The 15,699-nt window shown below is 68.4% G+C and carries 16 protein-coding genes; 11 read left to right on the top strand and 5 right to left on the bottom strand.

Translation table 11 applies throughout. From position 1 onward, the window contains the following. Nucleotides 1-20 precede the first annotated feature (20 nt). Complete coding sequence (locus tag MJO54_RS12660) at nt 21-722, top strand: DcsG N-terminal domain-containing protein (protein WP_046283029.1); 702 nt, start codon at nt 21-23, stop codon at nt 720-722. On the opposite strand, the gene MJO54_RS12655 is transcribed toward MJO54_RS12660, so the two are convergent. The 4 genes from MJO54_RS12655 to mptB are packed head-to-tail and all read right to left on the bottom strand — an operon-like array spanning nt 678 to nt 5,139. Next, nucleotides 678-1,613: a COX15/CtaA family protein gene (locus tag MJO54_RS12655; RefSeq protein ID WP_240175979.1), complete on the bottom strand. Its 936-nt coding sequence runs from the start codon at nt 1,611-1,613 to the stop codon at nt 678-680. The two genes, MJO54_RS12660 and MJO54_RS12655, sit on opposite strands and share 45 nt — an antisense overlap. A 57-nt stretch (nt 1,614-1,670) precedes the next feature. Then, complete coding sequence (locus tag MJO54_RS12650) at nt 1,671-2,459, bottom strand: ABC transporter permease (protein ID WP_046283005.1); 789 nt, start codon at nt 2,457-2,459, stop codon at nt 1,671-1,673. Next, nucleotides 2,456-3,394: an ABC transporter ATP-binding protein gene (locus tag MJO54_RS12645; RefSeq protein WP_065153489.1), complete on the bottom strand. Its 939-nt coding sequence runs from the start codon at nt 3,392-3,394 to the stop codon at nt 2,456-2,458. Before MJO54_RS12645 ends, MJO54_RS12650 begins: the two co-directional genes overlap by 4 nt. After that, nucleotides 3,391-5,139: a polyprenol phosphomannose-dependent alpha 1,6 mannosyltransferase MptB gene (gene mptB, locus MJO54_RS12640; RefSeq protein WP_240175007.1), complete on the bottom strand. Its 1,749-nt coding sequence runs from the start codon at nt 5,137-5,139 to the stop codon at nt 3,391-3,393. Before mptB ends, MJO54_RS12645 begins: the two co-directional genes overlap by 4 nt. A 140-nt stretch (nt 5,140-5,279) precedes the next feature. On the opposite strand from mptB, the gene MJO54_RS12635 reads away from it, so the two are divergent. The 9 genes from MJO54_RS12635 (at nt 5,280) to MJO54_RS12595 (ending at nt 14,447) form a co-directional block, all read left to right on the top strand. Then, complete coding sequence (locus MJO54_RS12635; protein WP_052741111.1) at nt 5,280-6,110, top strand: helix-turn-helix transcriptional regulator; 831 nt, start codon at nt 5,280-5,282, stop codon at nt 6,108-6,110. A 67-nt stretch (nt 6,111-6,177) separates the two neighbouring features. Then, nucleotides 6,178-7,623, top strand: a complete 1,446-nt coding sequence (sufB, locus tag MJO54_RS12630) for a Fe-S cluster assembly protein SufB (RefSeq protein ID WP_046283002.1) — start codon at nt 6,178-6,180, stop codon at nt 7,621-7,623. Continuing rightward, entirely contained in the window at nt 7,624-8,817 is a 1,194-nt protein-coding gene (gene sufD, locus MJO54_RS12625; RefSeq protein WP_434085408.1) for a Fe-S cluster assembly protein SufD, read from the top strand. A gap of 34 nt (nt 8,818-8,851) precedes the next feature. Continuing rightward, nucleotides 8,852-9,637, top strand: coding sequence for a Fe-S cluster assembly ATPase SufC (sufC, locus tag MJO54_RS12620; protein ID WP_046283001.1), 786 nt, complete (start codon nt 8,852-8,854; stop codon nt 9,635-9,637). A gap of 49 nt (nt 9,638-9,686) precedes the next feature. Next, nucleotides 9,687-10,946, top strand: a complete 1,260-nt coding sequence (locus tag MJO54_RS12615) for a cysteine desulfurase (RefSeq protein WP_240175977.1) — start codon at nt 9,687-9,689, stop codon at nt 10,944-10,946. Beyond that, nucleotides 10,933-11,448, top strand: a complete 516-nt coding sequence (gene sufU, locus MJO54_RS12610; protein WP_240175976.1) for a Fe-S cluster assembly sulfur transfer protein SufU — start codon at nt 10,933-10,935, stop codon at nt 11,446-11,448. Before MJO54_RS12615 ends, sufU begins: the two co-directional genes overlap by 14 nt. Beyond that, nucleotides 11,445-11,786, top strand: a complete 342-nt coding sequence (locus MJO54_RS12605; protein ID WP_024443391.1) for a metal-sulfur cluster assembly factor — start codon at nt 11,445-11,447, stop codon at nt 11,784-11,786. Before sufU ends, MJO54_RS12605 begins: the two co-directional genes overlap by 4 nt. A gap of 2 nt (nt 11,787-11,788) precedes the next feature. Continuing rightward, the gene (locus MJO54_RS12600) at nt 11,789-12,613 is read left to right on the top strand and encodes an MBL fold metallo-hydrolase (protein WP_240175006.1); all 825 of its coding nucleotides are present in this window, start codon (nt 11,789-11,791) and stop codon (nt 12,611-12,613) included. A gap of 100 nt (nt 12,614-12,713) precedes the next feature. Further along, nucleotides 12,714-14,447, top strand: coding sequence for an amidohydrolase (locus MJO54_RS12595; protein ID WP_064889158.1), 1,734 nt, complete (start codon nt 12,714-12,716; stop codon nt 14,445-14,447). Between the two features lie 25 nt (nt 14,448-14,472). Here MJO54_RS12595 and MJO54_RS12590 read toward each other — a convergent pair whose 3' ends face one another. Continuing rightward, a complete protein-coding gene (locus MJO54_RS12590; protein WP_240175005.1) occupies nt 14,473-15,126 on the bottom strand; it encodes a DUF5666 domain-containing protein in 654 nt (217 codons plus the stop codon). Nucleotides 15,127-15,303: 177 nt separating this feature from the next. On the opposite strand from MJO54_RS12590, the gene trxA reads away from it, so the two are divergent. Continuing rightward, on the top strand, nt 15,304-15,678 hold the full coding sequence (trxA, locus tag MJO54_RS12585; RefSeq protein ID WP_065038683.1) for a thioredoxin: 375 nt from the start codon (nt 15,304-15,306) through the stop codon (nt 15,676-15,678). Nucleotides 15,679-15,699 lie beyond the last annotated feature (21 nt).

The following is a 15,699-nucleotide window of genomic DNA, read 5'->3' as shown; positions in this document are numbered from 1 at the left end:
TCTCCGAATGTGAGGTCTGCATGAAGCTGGCCCGGCCCGACATCTTCCATCCGCGCATCGTGCTGGCGGTCGAATCGCGGCGCGGCCACCACGATGGAGTCGAAGCCGACGATGACGCCGGCCTGGTCGCGGCGTTGCGCCACCGTGGACTGCATGCCCGCCGATTGCCCTGGGATGACCCGGAGACGCTGGCAGCCGACCTGGTGATCCTGCGCACGGCCGGCGGCGGCCCAGCCCGGCAGGCCGAATTCCTGAAGTGGACGACGCGGGTGGCCCACCTGCTGAACCCGCCGGAAGCGGTGGCTTGGAACGCCGACGACCGCTACCTGGCCGACCTGCAGTGCGACGGGGTGCCGACGTTGGCGGGCTCGCCGCCGGCAGCGCTGAGCACGCTGGTGTTTTTCGGTGCCGGCCGGTCGCACGCGTTCGGCGCCGCTGGCTCCGACCCGGACTTCGAACTGTGGGATGTCGGGCGTGCCGCGCTGCGTTCGGCCGCCGAGCGCCTGAGCATCCGGATCGAAGAGCTGCTCTACGCGCGGGTCGACGTCGCCGGAACCGCCGCGGACGCGCGCTTGGTCGGCTTGGATCTGATTGCGCCGCAATTGGGTTTCAGCGAGCTCGACGCCGACGAACGAGACCGGGCGCAGCGCCGCTTCGCCGTCGAGGTCACCGCGGCGCTAGAGCGCCTCGGGTTGGGTCCGTTGGCGCAGCGACGCCCATAGTGCCGCGGTCGCGCCGGTGACCAGCACCGCACCCGCCACGTGCAGGGTGACCAGCACGGCGGGCACGCCGGTGAAGTACTGCACCACGCCGATCAGCCCCTGAACCAACGTCAGGGCAGTCACCGCCGCCAGCCGGCGCATCACCGGCTTAGCTGCCTGCACCGCAGCCAGCCCGAAGGCCAGGCCCACCAGCAGACCGAGGAATCCGATCAGCAGCGACTCGTGCAGGTGGGCGAGCGTGGCGACCTCCACCTTGAGCCGAGCCACCGTGCGGGCCGCGCTCTTGTCGCCGGCGTGCGGGCCGGCGCCGGTCACCAGGGTGCCGGTCACCAGCACCGCGGCCAGCGTGACGGCACACAGCGCGGTCAACCCGCGCAACGGCGCCGGGACCCGGTAGGTCACCACCGCCGACTCGTCATCGGTCTGACCGACTTTCGCGTAGAACTGCACCGCCAGCCACACCATCAGCATGGAGACCAGCAGGTGCACGGCCACCGTCCACCACGCCAGCCCGGTGCGTACCGTGATCCCGCCGATCACCGCCTGCAACACCGTGGAGCCGGGCATCAGCCAGGCGTAGACCAGTACCTCAGTACGCCGGCGGGCCCGAATCACGGCCAGTACGGCCAGCGCTGCGGTGATCACGACCGCGAAGGTGACCATCCGGTTGCCGAACTCGATGGCCTGATGAATCCGCGGAACCTCCGAGACCGCCACCGGGACGTAGCTGCCCGGGAAGCACTGCGGCCAGGTCGGGCAGCCCAATCCAGACGCGGTGACCCGCACGATCGCGCCGGTGACCGAGATGAATCCCTGCGTGAAGACGACCGCGGCAGCCAGCCATCGCTGGGTGCGCAGGCCCGGTTCGGGTAGCAGGTCCACCAGGCGCATCAGGAACCGTCCCACGCGCCTGATCGTAGAGGATCGGTAACTACATCCCGTAGTAGGTCAGCTGAACCGGAACCATCGCACGGCACCGACGGCGGCTAACACACCCCACACCGTCACCACCGCGATACCGAACCAGTCGATCGAGACGCTCAGCGCTTGGGCCAGCGCCTCGGTGAGCGCCCCCGACGGGGTCAGCCGGGCGAGCCAGCGGACCGTGCCGGGCACCAGGTCGGTCTCGACCGTCAGCGCGGAGAACCCACCGAACACGAACCACATCAGGTTCGCACCGGCCAGCACAATCTCGGCGCGCAGGCTGCCGCCGAGCAGCAGGCCCAACGCCGCGAAACAGGCGGTACCGAGCGCGATGACCACCGCGCCCAGGCCCAGGCCGGCCAGCGTCGGCCGCCAGCCCAGCGCCGCGCCGATCGCCCCGAGCAGCACGGACTGCAACAGAACGACCGTGGCCACCGACAGGGATTTGCCGGCGATGACGCCCCAGACCGGTAGGGCCGTGGCGCCCAGGCGTTTCAGGGCGCCGTAGCGCCGGTCGAACGCCACGGCGATCGCCTGCCCGGTGAATGCGGTGGCGATCACCGCCAGCGACATGATCACCGGCAACACGGTGGTGGCGCGTTCGGCATGGCCCTCGCCGAACGGGCCCAGCGGCAGCACCGTCAGCCCGATCAGCAGGGTGATCGGAATGAACATCGTCAGCAGCAGCTGCTCGCCGTTGCGCAGCAGCAGGGTCAGTTCCAACCGGTACTGGGCGGCCAGCATTGCGGGCACGCTGGCCGGACGAGGGTCGGGGGTGAAGGTGCCGGGCGCGAAGACCTGTTGGGCACTCATGGGCGTAGCTCCCGTCCGGTCAGCTCCAAGAAGACGTCTTCAAGGCTGCGCTGCTCGACCCGCAGCTGGGTGGCCAGCACGTCCATGCGGGCGCACCAGGCGGTCACGGTCGCCAGCACCTGGGGGTCGACGGTTCCTTCGACGAGGTATTCGCCGGGCAGCACTTCGCTGGCCCGATAGCCCTCCGGCAACGCCGTGATCAGTAACGACAGGTCCAGTCGCGGCGGTGCGGTGAACCGCAACTGCCCCTGGGCGCCGCTGCGGGTCAACTCCGCCGGCGTGCCGGCGGCGACCACGGCGCCGTGGTCGATGATCAGCAGCCGGTCGGCCAGCTCCTCGGCCTCACGCAGGTGGTGCGTGGTGAGCACCACCGTGACGCCGTCGCGGCGCAAGGCGTCGATCAGCTCCCACACCAGCAGTCGGGCGTGCGCATCCATGCCGGCGGTCGGCTCGTCGAGGAACACCAGTTCCGGCCGGCCGACCAGGGCGCAGGCCAGGGCCAGACGCTGCTGCTGCCCGCCGGAGAGCCGGCGGTAGGTGGTGCGGGCCGCATCGGTCAGCCCCAGGGTGTCCAGCAGCCACTGCGGGTCCAGCGGGTTGGCCGAATACGACGCCACCAGCTTGAGCATCTCCCCGGCACGGGCCGCCGGGTAGCCGCCGCCGCCCTGCAGCATCACCCCGATGCGCTCCCGAAGCCGGTCATTGTCGGCGACCGGGTCCAAGCCGAGGACTTCGATGGTTCCGGAGTCCGGGCGGACGAAGCCCTCGCACATCTCGACCGTCGTCGTCTTCCCGGCGCCGTTCGGACCGAGGAGGGCGAACACTTCGGCGGTCTGTACGTCGAAATCAAGGCCGGCGACCGCATCGACCGCAGACGGACCGGTCCCGTAACGCTTACGCACCCCGCGCAAGCGCACCGCGACAGCTGAGTTCACGGAGAATCAGCGTAAGCGTCGGTGGCCGCGGCCGGCCGTGGGGTCTGTTCCTCGGCCGTTGCGCTGCCTGTCGGGGTGCCAGCTTCGGCAGGCAACTCACGCCACGGCAGTCGCCGATAGGTCAGCAGGAACAACCCGAGCACCACGACGGCACTGGCCAGGGTGGCGTCCACGATTTGGAACAGCGCGAAACGGTCGCCGTTGGCGGTCGGGCCGAAGATGCCCACCACCAGGGTTACCGCGATCACCGCGATCCGGAAGTTCGGGCGGGTCGCCCAGGCGGCCAGCGGGATGATCGCCCACAGCAGGTACCACGGCTGGACCACCGGGAACAGCAGGACGGTGATGCCCAGCGCAACGCCGAGACCGCCGACCGGATGCAGGCGACCGTTGAACACCACCAGCAACAGCCACACCACCAGCACCGCGATGATCAGGACACCGATGGCGCGGGTCAGCGACAGGACCGCGGTGGTGTGATCACCCAGTCCCAGCAGGATCCCGACCTGGCCCGTGCCGAGGGCGATCAGCGTCGGCGGCGACATCCAACTGCGCACCACGTTGGCCGTGCCCAGCGTGAACACCCAGCCGAAGCCCAGCCCGCTGGCCCAGCCGATCAAGCCCGTCACCGCCGCCGCCAGCGCGGCCATGCTCGTACTGGCCAGCAGAAACGCCCGCAGGTCGCCGCCCCACCGCCAGCCCAGCGCCATCGCGACAAAACCGAGTGCCAGCAGCGACGGTAGCTTGACCTGCGACGACAGCGTGATCAGCACCGCGCCGATGAGCAGTCCGGCCAGCGGAGCCCAATCCTCCCGATTGGGGTGCGCGCGCAGCGCGGGCAGCAGGGGCTGTGCCGCCGTGATCCCGCGCAACGCGAACTCCGTGCCGGTGAGCATGAGTCCGAGCATCAATGCCTCGTTGTGGATGCCCGCCACCAGGTGCATCAGCAACAGCGGATTGGCCGCACCGAGCCACAGGGCGCTGACCTCGGCGACCCCGCAGCGCGCCGCCAGGCGCGGCACCGCCCACACGATCAATCCGACCCCGAGCAGCACCACCACCCGGTGGCACAGCACCGCGGTGACGATGTTTTCGCCGGTCAACGCCGAGATTCCCCGACCGATCCACAAGAACAGCGGCCCATAGGGTGCCGGCGTCTCCCTCCAGAGGCTGGGCACGGACAGGGTGAAGACGTGGTCAAGGCCCAGGGCCGGCGCCGGGCCCACCCGGTAGGGGTCCAGGCCCAGCCGAGAGATCTGACTCTGCGCCAAATAGGAGTAGACGTCCTTGCTGTACATGGGCGGGGCGACCAGCAGCGGGAGCATCCACAGCAGCAGGGTGCGGTCGAGCTGGCTGCGCGACATCCGCCGGTTGCCTTCTGTCGGACGGCGATGCGCCGAGGTACGAGGGGCGGAGGAGTCCGGCGACGAAGACAACGCGAACCGCCCCAGCATCAGCCAGGCCAGCGCCATCATCACCGCGCCGGTGGTGGTCATGGTCAGGGCCACCGTCTGCAGGCGCGACGGCAGATTCAGCAGCCGGACCCCGAAGGTCGGGTCCTGCACCACCGGCCGCGCACCGGCCCCGAGCGCACCGATCGCCATCAGCACGGTGCCGGTGGCACCGAACAGGCGGGTTCGCCGCAATGCGACCAGCTCAGCGGCATTAAGCGGGGAGCCGACGGTGCGCTCGTCGCCGTGCAGGTGCGCGATCGACGTGCTCAGCGAATGCCGGCGGAAGGCCATCCCAGCAGCGTAACGGCCGCTCTCCGATGCCCCGGGGACGCCCGGCGCCCCGCGGGATGTGATCAGCGCAACGGCCGATCTGGCCTGAACTGAGGTAACCCTTTCTAGACCGGGCCCTGGAATTGCGTCACACTGGTGTTGTGAAATTCGAGGCCTCCGAAATGGGGGAGGTGAAAGCCGCAACCGAATCCGCCGGGCAACGCCCCGGCGGTGCGGTTATGGCAGGCACCCCGCTGGCGGCAGAAGTCGCCAGCGGCCACGACACGCGTCAGGCGGTGGTACGCCTGCTGATGGAATCCGGATCGATCACCGCGGGGGAGATCGGCGCCCAGCTGGGCTTGTCGGCCGCCGGGGTGCGTCGCCACCTGGATGCCCTGATCGAGATGGGTGACGCCGAGGCACATGCGGCGGCATCCTGGCAGCAGGTGGGGCGCGGGCGTCCGGCAAAGCGGTTTCAGCTCACCGAAGCCGGCCGCGGCAAGCTCGGTCACCGCTACGACGACCTCGCGGTGGCCGCCATGCGCCAGCTGCGCGAGATCGGCGGCGAGGACGCGGTGGTCGACTTCGCCCGACAGCGCATCGACACCATCCTGGCCAAAGTCGCGGCCGTCGCAGCCGGCAACGGCACCGACGACGACGGCGACCTGGAAGCCACCGCCCAACGCATCGCCGGCGCCTTGACGGAGGCCGGCTATGCCGCCACCACCGCGCGGGTGGACGGTGGCGTACCGGGGGTGCAGATACTGCAGCACCACTGCCCGGTGGCCAACGTCGCCAAGGAGTTCCCGGAGTTGTGCCGGGCCGAGCGGCAGGCGATGGCCGAAGTGCTGGGCACCCACGTGCAGCGGTTGGCGACCATCGCCGACGGCGGCTACGTCTGCACCACCCATGTGCCACTGACCAACCGGAGCGCCAAGGTCGCCAAGGCCGGCAAGTCCAGCGCCGCCGCGGCCGTCAAAAAACAGCATTAGCAGCACCGACCGACCTTCGGCGCACACCCTGCGCCGAAGCCATCACGAAAACCGAAGGAGCGTCACCATGACACTCACGCCGGAGGCCACCGAAGCAACCGCGGAGCCGACCCAGGAAGAGACGATCGCGTCGCTGGGTCGGTACGAATTCGGGTGGGCCGACAGCGACGCCGCCGGGGCGGCCGCGCAGCGGGGTATCTCCGAGGCCGTGGTGCGCGACATCTCGGCGAAGAAGAACGAGCCGGAGTGGATGCTCGAGGCACGCCTACGGGCCTACCGGACCTTCATGAAGAAGCCGATGCCCAACTGGGGTTCGGATCTGTCCGGCATCGACTTCGACAACATCAAGTACTTCGTGCGGTCCACCGAGAAGCAGGCCCAGACCTGGGACGACCTGCCCGATGACATCCGCAACACCTACGACCGTCTGGGCATCCCGGAGGCCGAGAAGCAGCGCTACATCGGTGGTGTGGCCGCCCAGTACGAATCCGAAGTGGTCTACCACAAGATCCGCGAAGACCTTGAGGCACAAGGGGTCATCTTCCTTGACACCGACACCGCGCTCAAGGAACACGAGGAGCTGTTCCGCGAGTACTTCGGCACGGTGATCCCGGCGGGAGACAACAAGTTCTCCGCGCTCAACACCGCGGTGTGGAGTGGGGGATCGTTCATCTACGTGCCCAAGGGTGTACACGTCGACATCCCGCTGCAGGCCTACTTCCGGATCAACACCGAGAACATGGGCCAGTTCGAGCGCACGCTGATGATCATCGACGAAGGCGCCTATGTGCACTACATCGAGGGCTGCACCGCGCCGGTGTACACGTCTGACTCGCTGCACTCCGCGGTGGTGGAGATCGTCGTCAAGCCGGGCGGCCGCTGCCGTTACACCACCATCCAGAACTGGTCGGTCAACGTCTACAACCTGGTGACCAAGCGGGCCCGGGCCGAGGCCGGCGCCACCATGGAGTGGGTCGACGGCAACATCGGCTCGAAGGTCACCATGAAGTACCCGGCGGTGTGGATGACCGGTGAGCACGCCAAGGGCGAGGTGCTCTCGGTGGCGTTCGCCGGCGAGGACCAGCACCAGGACACCGGCGCCAAGATGCTGCACCTGGCGCCCAACACGTCGTCCAACATCGTCTCCAAGTCGGTGGCGCGCGGCGGCGGCCGATCCTCCTACCGGGGGCTGGTGGAGATCCACAAGGGCGCGCACGGCGCGAAGTCGAGCGTGAAATGCGATGCGCTGCTGGTCGACAACGTCAGCCGCAGTGACACCTACCCCTACGTCGACATCCGTGAGGACGACGTCACCGTCGGCCACGAGGCCACCGTGTCGAAGGTCAGCGAGAACCAGCTGTTCTACCTGATGAGCCGCGGCCTGACCGAGGACGAGGCGATGGCGATGGTGGTGCGCGGCTTCGTCGAGCCGATCGCCAAGGAACTGCCGATGGAATATGCGCTGGAACTCAACAAGCTGATCCAGCTGCAGATGGAAGGCTCGGTGGGCTAGGTGACTTCCACTGGTTTGACGTCCGCCCCGGCGGCCAACCTGACCTCAGCGGTCGAAGGTGGCACCAAGGGCACCGCGTTCACCTCGTTCGATGTCGAGGCGTTCGAGGTGCCGCACGGTCGCGATGAAGTGTGGCGGTTCACCCCGCTGCGCCGGCTGCGCGGCCTGCACGACGGCTCCGCGGTCGCCGACGCGCCCGCCGGCATCGAAGTCCGCGGTTCGGACGGCGTGCGGACCGAGACGGTTGCGCGCGGCGACGACCGGCTGGGCGCCGCTGGTGTGCCAGCAGATCGCATTGCGGCCCAGGCCTTCTCGGCGTTTCGTGAGGCGACGGTGGTCACGGTGGCCAAGGAAGCCAGCGTTGAGGAGCCCATCGAGATCACTGTCACCGGCCCGGGTGCCGGAGCGACGGCCTACGGCCACCTGCAGCTGCGTGCCGAGGAACTGTCACGGGCAACCGTCGTGATCGACGTCCGGGGCAGCGGGACCTACGCCGACAACGTCGAATTCGTGGTCGGCGACGGCGCACAGCTGACCGTGGTCTGGATCGCCGACGCCGCGTCGGACCTGGTGCACGTCACCATGCACCACGCGGCGCTGGGCAAGGACGCGGTGCTGCGCCACAGCGCCGTGCAGCTGGGTGGCGAACTGGTACGCCTGACCGGCCGGGTCCGCTTCGACGGTCCCGGTGGCGACGCCGAGATGCTCGGCCTGTACTTCGCCGACGACGGCCAACACCTCGAATCGCGCCTGCTGGTCGACCACGCCCAGCCCAACTGCCGGTCGAACGTGCTCTACAAGGGCGCGCTGCAGGGCGACCCGGCTTCGGCGCTGCCGGACGCCCACACCGTCTGGGTCGGCGATGTGCTGATCCGCGCGAGCGGCGTCGGCACCGACACCTTCGAGGTGAACCGCAACCTGGTACTGGCCGACGGCGCCCGGGCCGACTCGATTCCCAACTTGGAGATCGAGACCGGGGAGATCGTGCAGGCCGGGCACGCCAGTGCGACTGGACGATTCGATGATCTCCAGTTGTTCTACCTGCAGGCGCGCGGCATCCCGGAAGAGCAGGCCCGGCGCCTGATCGTGCGCGGCTTCTTCGGCGAGATCATCGCCAAGATCCCCGTTCCGGCTGTGCAGGAGCGCCTCGCAGAGGCCGTCGAGCGTGAACTCGCGGTCACCGAGAACCCATAAACCCGAACGCATCACCTAAGGACACGAATCAGCAATGAGCACACTGGAAATCAAGGGCCTGCATGTGAGTGTGTCGCCCGGCGGCGCCGGCGACGACGGCACGGCCGACATCCCGATTCTGCACGGGGTCGACCTGACGGTGAACTCCGGTGAGACACACGCCCTGATGGGCCCCAACGGGTCGGGCAAGTCCACCCTGTCCTACGCGATTGCCGGGCATCCCAAGTACACCGTGACGTCGGGGTCGATCACGCTGGACGGCGAGGACGTGCTGGCGATGAGCGTCGATGAGCGTGCGCGCGCGGGCCTGTTCCTGGCCATGCAATACCCGGTCGAGGTGCCCGGGGTGTCGATGTCGAACTTCTTGCGCACCGCGGTGACGGCTGTGCGTGGTGAGGCGCCGAAGCTGCGGGCCTGGATCAAGGAACAGCGGGCTGCGTTCGCCGAATTGGGTATCGACTCCGCGTTCGCCGAGCGCAACGTCAACGAGGGTTTCTCCGGCGGCGAGAAGAAGCGCCACGAGATCCTGCAGCTGAGCCTGCTCAAGCCGAAGATCGCGGTCCTCGACGAGACCGACTCCGGCCTGGACGTCGACGCGCTGCGGGTGGTCAGCGAAGGAGTGAATCGCTACCAGGAGGCCGAGAACGGTGGCGTGCTGGTGATCACGCACTACACCCGCATCCTGCGCTACATCCAGCCGCAGTTCGTACACGTCTTCGCCGGCGGGCGGATCGTCGAGTCGGGTGGACCGGAGCTGGCCGACGAGCTGGAGGAGAACGGCTACGTTCGCTTCACCGAACAGGCAGCTGCGGGAGCCTGACATGACGGTGTCAGACAAGACGTTGTCAGACACGACGTTGTCGGACACGATGTTGTCGATCGGCAGTCCGGCGGTGCTGGACCTCGAAGCGATTCGGGCGGACTTCCCGATCCTGAACCGCGTCATGCGCGGCGGGAGCCGGCTGGCCTACCTGGACTCCGGGGCCACCTCGCAGCGTCCGGTTCCGGTGCTCGACGCCGAGCGGGAATTCCTGCTGAACTCCAACGGCGCGGTGCACCGCGGGGCGCACCAGTTGATGGAGGAGGCCACCGACGCCTACGAGGACGGCCGGGCTGCGATCGCGCGCTTCGTCGGTGCCGAGCCGGACGAGCTGGTGTTCACCAAGAACGCCACCGAGTCGCTGAACCTGGTGTCCTATGTGCTCGGTGACGACCGCTTCGAGGCTGCCGTCGGGCCGGATGACGTCATCGTCACCACCGAACTGGAACACCACGCCAACCTGATTCCCTGGCAGGAGCTGGCGCGGCGCACCGGCGCGTCCCTGAAGTGGTACGAGGTGACGCCCGACGGGCGCATCGACCTGGATTCACTGGAACTCGACGAGCGGGTCAAAGTCGTTGCGTTCACGCATCACTCGAACGTGACGGGTGCGCTGGCTCCGGTCGCCGAGCTGGTGTCGAGGGCCCGGGCGGTCGGTGCGCTCACCGTGCTCGACGCCTGCCAGTCCGTTCCGCACCAGCCGGTCGACTTCCACGCGCTGGGGGTGGACTTCGCGGCCTTTTCCGGGCACAAGATGCTGGGGCCCAACGGGATCGGGGTGCTCTACGGCCGGCGTGAGCTGATGGCGGCGCTGCCGCCGTTCCTCACCGGCGGATCGATGATCGAGACGGTCACGATGGCATCGAGCACCTACGCGCCGGCACCGCAACGTTTCGAGGCAGGCACGCCGATGACCTCGCAGGTCGTCGGGTTGGCCGCGGCCGCTCGCTACCTCGATGCGATCGGGATGGATGTGGTGGCCGCCCACGAGCGTGAGCTGGTGGCCGCCGCACTCGAGGGTCTTGCCGGCATTCCCGGGGTACACATCGTCGGGCCGACCACCACGATCGATCGCGGCTCACCGGTGTCGTTCGTGATCGACGGGGTGCACGCGCACGACGTCGGGCAGGTGCTCGACGACGACGGCGTCGCCGTGCGGGTGGGCCACCACTGCGCAATGCCGTTGCACCGCAAGTTCAATGTGGCTGCCACCGCCCGCGCGTCGTTCGCGGTCTACAACACCCACGAGGAGGTGGAGCGCCTGCTGGCGGGTGTCCGCCGGGCCGTGGAATTCTTTGGGGGAGTGTGAGACGTTGCGTCTTGAGCAGTTCTATCAAGAGGTGATCCTCGATCACTACAAGCATCCACAGCATCGCGGCCTGCGGGAGCCCTACGGCGCGCAGGTGCACCACGTCAACCCCACCTGCGGTGACGAACTGACGCTGCGGGTGGCGGTGTCACCCGACGGTACCCAGATCGCCGATGTCTCCTACGACGGGCAGGGTTGCTCGATCTCGCAGGCCGCGACCTCCGTGCTGGCCAGCCAGGTGATCGGTTTGACGGTGGAACAGGCGTGCGCGACCTTCGATGCATTCCACGAGATGGTGTCGTCACGAGGCACCGTGGAAGGTGACGAGGACGTGATCGGCGACGGCATCGCGTTCGCCGGAGTGGCCAAGTACCCGGCCCGAGTCAAGTGCGCACTGCTCGGCTGGATGGCGTTCAAAGATGCGCTGGCGCAGGCGCTCGCGAAGACAGAGGAACAATCGCTGGCATCCGTCAGTGGGACAACCCAGGAGATGAATCGATGAGCGAATTGGGACCGGACGAGCTGCTCGCCGAAGTCGAGGAATCGATGCACGACGTCATCGACCCCGAAATCGGCATCAACGTGATGGACCTGGGCCTGGTCTATGACCTGTCGATCCGGCAGGACGAGGACGGGGCGGCCGCGGTCGTCACCATGACCCTCACCTCGCCGGCCTGCCCGCTGCAGGACATGATCGCCGAGCAGGTCGAGAACGCCACCGTGGGTGCCGGCCTGGTCAAGAAGGTCGACCTGTCCTGGGTCTGGGAGCCGGCCTGGGGGCCGGACAAGATCACCGACGAGGGCCGCGAGATGATGCGCGCAGTCGGTTTCACGGTCTGACCGTGCCGGCAGCCGCGTTCTGGCTCTGCCGGACCTGCGGTGTCGAACACGATGCGACGCCGCAGGTGTGCGCCATCTGCGCCGACGACCGGCAATGGGTTCCGGCGGACGGCCAGCACTGGGCCACCTTGGGCGACCTGGCCGCCGAGGGGATGCGGTCCTACGCCTTTGAGTTAGAACCCGGGCTGATCGGGATCGGTAGCAATCCGCCCCTGGGTATCGGTCAATTGGGCAAGCTGGTGTGCACACCCCGCGGCAATATGCTGTGGGATCCCTCGGGATTCATCGATGACGCCGGGGTCGCCGCGGCGCTGGAGCAGGGCCCGATGCTCGGTGTCGTCGCCAGCCACCCGCACATGTTCGGCGCCCAAGTGGAATGGGGCCGGCGACTCGGCGGGGTGCCGGTGTACGTCAATGCCGCTGACAAGCAGTGGGTGATGCGTCCGGATCCGGCGATCCGATATTGGTCCGGCCGCCTGGAGCTCGCTGATGGGCTGACCCTGATTCAGGTCGGCGGCCACTTTCCGGGCAGCTCCGTCGCGTGCTGGGACGCCGGTGCCGGCGGTCGCGGGGTGCTGCTGGTCGGCGACACCGTCTTCCCGAACCCCGATCGGCGCACCGTGGCATTCTTGCGCAGCTATCCCAACCGGATTCCACTGTCGGCTGCGGTCGCCCAGCGAATGGCCGCAACGATGGAACAGTTGCGCTTCGATCGCGTCTACGGGCTGCACACCAACACCATCGACACCGACGCGGTGGCCGCGGTCCGGTTCTCGGCGGACCGTCACGCCGCCTGGGCGCGCGGCGACCACGACGACCTCACCTAGCGCGGGACCGGTCAGCGTTGTCATGTGTCCCGGCCGGTGGCTCGGGGGATGGGCGCTGCCATACTCGTCGCGTGACTGTGACTGAAAACGAGCGGACACGGTGACGACAAGCAGGCGACGGTTTATGGCCGGGATGGCGGCCGCGGCAGCGGGCACAGCGGTCGGCGGGCTCGCGGCGTGCGAATCACGGGGGCCGGGGGCCGACACCATTTTCATCGGTGGTCCGGTGGTGACAGTGGCACCGGGCGCCCCGGAAGCCGAAGCACTCGCGGTCACCGGAGGACGGATCAGCCAGGTCGGCACTGCCGACGAGGTACTGCGACTGCGCGGGTCGGGCACCACCGTCATCGACTTGCGCGGCCGGGCGCTGCTGCCGGCGTTCGTGGAGCCGCATGGTCATCCGTTCGAGATGGGCTCCACGCTGGCCCCGCCGGCCATCGACGTGCGTCCCTTCACCGTCCCCACCGCCAACGGGGTGTTCGCCAAGCTGGCCGAGGCCGTGGCGGACACGCCGAAGGGCCAGCCGATTCTGCTCAACGGGGTGGATCCGCTGCTGCAGAGCGGGCTGCAGCCCTTCACCCGTACCGAACTGTCTCGGCTCGCCCCCAACAACCCCGTGGTGATCATCTCCAACAGCGGCCACGCCGCCTACGGCAACACTGCCGCGTTCACCGCTGCAGGTATCACCAAGACCACGCCCAACCCGGCCGGAGCGCAATACATTCACGGACCCGACGGGCAGCTGACCGGCGAGGTCCGCGAGGCGGCGGCGGTGATGGCGCTGGTCGCGCCGTTCTCCGGCGCCATCATGGCCAACGCCGGAGACAATCTGCGCTGGGCCTACTCCCAACTCGCGCGCGCGGGCATCGCCACAGCCACCGAGCATTCCTATGACGCGCGTGCGCAATCGGAGGTGTTCGGCAAGCTCGCCCAGCAGGCCGACTGCGCTGTGCGGGTGCGTGCCTATGAGATCGGCACCGCGGAACTGGCTGCCGATTCGAAGAACGTTCGCGGCAAGCGGGCCCGCGCCGACGTGCTGTTCGACAAGATCGGGATGAAGATCTGGGCGGACGGTTCGCCGTGGCAGGGCAACATCTTCACCACCTTCCCGTATCTGGCTAACGCCACTACCGCGAGCATGGGCCTGGGCCCCGACCACCGCGGCAGGATGAACTACCCGCCCGAGCAGATCCAGGACCTGACCAAGGCCTTCGTCGATCAGCATTGGCAGGTCTCCTGCCACGTCCACGGCGATGCCGCGATCGACGTGGTGCTGGACGCGTTCGAACAGGCGCGCACACCGCCGGCGCTGCGGCCCCGGATCGAACACGTCGGGGCCATGCGGCCCGATCAGTTCGCGCGGGCCGCACAGCTGGGAATCACCCCGAGCCTATTCATCGAACACATCTATTTCTGGGGAGATGTGTTGGTGGACAAGCTCTTCGGTCCCGATCACGGCTCGCACTGGATGTCGGCGCGTTCAGCCGTGGACGCCGGTCTGCGGCTGTCGTTCCACAATGACGGCACCGTCACCCCGCCCAACCCGATCGGCAACATCGCCACCGCGGTGAACCGGATCGCCAAGGGCAGCGGCCGGGTGCTGGCCCCCGAGCAGCGCATCGGCGTCGATGCGGCGATCAAGGCGCAGACCCTCAACGCCGCCTGGCAACTGCGGCTGGACACCGAGATCGGCAGCCTGGAACCCGGCAAGTACGCCGACCTGGTGGTGCTGTCGCACAACCCTCGCCGGGTTCCGCCGGAAGACCTGCGCGACGTGGCGGTGGAGGCCACCTATCTGATGGGTCGGCAGACCTACGGGAAGGTGCTGGGGTAGCGGCTCAGATGCCGCCGAGGCCCGCTTACGCGGGCGGTTCGGGGCAGTTGCCGTCGCCGGCCCACACGGTGACGCGCCGCGCCTGCAGCACGCCGTCGCCGTCGGTGGTCCCGCCGGCGGCGACACACTTGCCGGCACTGATCGACGGCGCGCTGACGGCGACCATGCGACGGAAGTGGGTGCTGTCGTTGAGCGTCACAGTGGTCGGCCCGGACGGGCCGCTGATCGTCAGGGTGTCACCGGAGACCGACTCGACCACACCGCGGACGCCACGGTGCGGCTTCGGGGGCGCGGGGGCGTCGGCCGCCGCGGCGGGCCGCTGCGGGCACTTGCCGTCGACCGTGGTGCTGATCGCCACGAACTTCGCGGTGATGGCGCCACTGTCGGCCGGAGCGCTGTCGGGAGCGGCGCCGGCCTTGATGCAGGTGCCGGCGGTGATCTCGCCGCGCTGCGCGGGAACCGACTCGAAAATCCGCGTTTCGTCGGTCAACGAAACGGTCGTGGTGCCGGATGAGCGGGCCACCTCGAAGGTGTTGCCGGACACCGAGGAGACCGAACCCATCACGTGGTCGCCCTGGGCGTGAGCCAATGCCGGGACGAACAATCCGGCCGCGAACAGCGCCGTCGCTCCGGTCAGAGCGCGGATCGTGTGGGTGGGTGTGCTCGGGCGGGGGGACATCGGCAGTCTCCGTTCGTTGATATCGGCGGCGGCGGGTGCCGCCGACCGGTGCTACCACCGTCAATGGTCGAGTTAGCGCGCAGCTAGCTTCCAGCTGTGAGCCCGCTGTGTAGACCACTCGGGCCCGGCGCGACGGGGTTCGGGAACACCGCGGCGTATCCGGGCGTTGGGCCAATCATGGCAACTCAAGACCTCACCGCAGCGAAATTCGAAGAAACCATCGCCGACAACGACATCGTGCTCGTCGATTTCTGGGCGTCCTGGTGCGGGCCGTGCCGGTCGTTCGCACCGACGTTCGCGTCCGTCTCCGAGAAGCACCCCGACGTGGTGTTCGCCAAGGTCGACACCGAAGCCGAGCAGCAGCTGGCCGCCGCCGCCCAGATCCGCTCCATTCCCACCCTGATGGCGTTCAAGAAGGGCACGCTGGTGTTCAACCAGGCCGGCGCACTGCCTGCGGCGGCGTTGGAGAACCTGGTCCAGCAGGTCAAGGATCTCGACGTCGAAGCCGCCCTGGCCGAGCAGGCCGCTGCGGGCAAGCCCGACCAGGTCTGAGGGCGCGCACGCGATAGCGTG

The sequence above is a fragment of the Mycolicibacter virginiensis genome, from assembly GCF_022374935.2.
Taxonomy (GTDB): domain Bacteria; phylum Actinomycetota; class Actinomycetes; order Mycobacteriales; family Mycobacteriaceae; genus Mycobacterium; species Mycobacterium virginiense.
Note: the sequence above shows the minus strand (reverse complement) of the source record. Positions and strands in the feature narration are given on the sequence as shown.